Origin of the sequence: Chamaesiphon sp. VAR_48_metabat_403, assembly GCF_031422475.1 — a bacterium.
Classification (GTDB): Bacteria; Cyanobacteriota; Cyanobacteriia; order Cyanobacteriales; family Chamaesiphonaceae; genus Chamaesiphon.
Window position 1 is genome coordinate 1 of sequence record NZ_JANPLS010000067.1, and the last position, 1,557, is coordinate 1,557.

At 43.7% G+C, this 1,557-nt stretch carries 1 protein-coding gene; it reads left to right on the forward strand.

The window, feature by feature from the left end; all coding sequences use genetic code 11:
* Positions 1–694: 694 nt before the first annotated feature.
* A partial coding sequence (locus tag RMO79_RS03330) for a tyrosine-type recombinase/integrase (protein ID WP_310481639.1) occupies positions 695–1,557 on the forward strand: 863 nt, incomplete at its 3' end.

The following is a 1,557-nucleotide window of genomic DNA, read 5'->3' on the forward strand; positions in this document are numbered from 1 at the left end:
CATCTTGAATACCTGGTAATATTCTTTCATGCCATTCTTTTTGTTTCTCTCCTGAACCAGGTTGATAATATTTAAGGAAGTCACCTAAGCCAACTAGTTGCTCTGTCTTATCCGCAGATTCTGAACTATTTCGATCCGACATATACTTTGACCTCCTCGATCGAACGAAGTGTTATATGGCTTCTCAGTATATATACGGTGATGTATTTTTAATTGCGGTTTAGTTGCTGGAAATGACAGAAAATAAATTTTAAATTTGCTCGGATGACAGATTTGAGCCACTCTAAAATACTCCCTGTTCAACGCACAGGAGATTCTATTTTTGAATATTGATGCCATTTCAGTTCATTTAATACTAGCTCGATCGACACTTGATGTCACCGCCGAATATTGCACATATCCGTGGCTTTTAATTGCAGGATAGTTGCTGGAATTAAAACAAGATCGATCGCAGTAACTAGAGAGAGAAAAGGAATGATACTCAGTCTCCGATTTAACCAGTTTTCTCAATCTAATAGAGAGCGTACTTGGCGTTGTTATGGATTTCCTTCGCCATCACAATCACAGTGACAAAACCATTCTGGACATAATTGAAAGCTAAGTACACTAACAAATTCATTGTCGCGCACTAAATTTGCGCTAAAATGCTAGTACTTGTGGCAAGTAATGCTCCTATCGCTTGCCGATCAATGCCATGCGATCGCCAGTATCCAAATCTATTCCAGTACCCAACTCACCTGAAGTTGCTCGTTCTTCTTCGGATCTTCTTGCTGACTTTCTCCGAGTGAAAATTTCTGCCAATACCAGGCGAAACTACAGTAAAGCGATTGCCGATTTCTGTCGTCGCACCTATGATCGCAAAGTATCCGAGGAATTCCTGGCTCAATTTCTCTCCTTACATCAGTCAGAAGCTGTCTACCAAGTCCTCCAATACCGACAACAACTCATCGAAGCGAAGTTAGCACCCAGCACGATTAACGTCCGACTGTCAGCCCTAAAATCCTTCGTAGATTATGCCCGTCAAGTCGAGCAGTGTAGTTTTAATCTTGCCGATGTTACTTGCTTAAAAGTCGAGAGTTATGGCGATACCACAGGGATTGCTGTGGCTGGCTTTAGAGAAATGCTCCAAATTCCAGACCGCAGCACCGTCAAAGGGATCAGAGATTATGCCATCCTTCGGTTGCTCTGGGACAATGCCTTGCGCCGCAATGAAATCTGTAGCCTCGACGTAGGTGATTTTAGCGAATCTGGAAGACTATCGATTTTAGGCAAAGGCAAGATTCAAAAAAGCCAGATCGACCTATCGCCAGCAACGACAGTCGCGATCTCACAATGGTTGACTGCTAGAGAAGATTATCGATCAGATGACCCGCTATTTACCAGCCTAGATCGCCGCAGTAAGGGACATAGACTCGATGGTAGTACTATTTATCGCTTGGTGCGAGAGTTTAGTGAAGCAGCCGGGATCGATAAGATAGTTTCTCCCCATCGGATCAGGCATAGTGCCATCACCGCCTACCTCGATGCCAGTGACGGTAATATTCGAGCCGCTCAAGG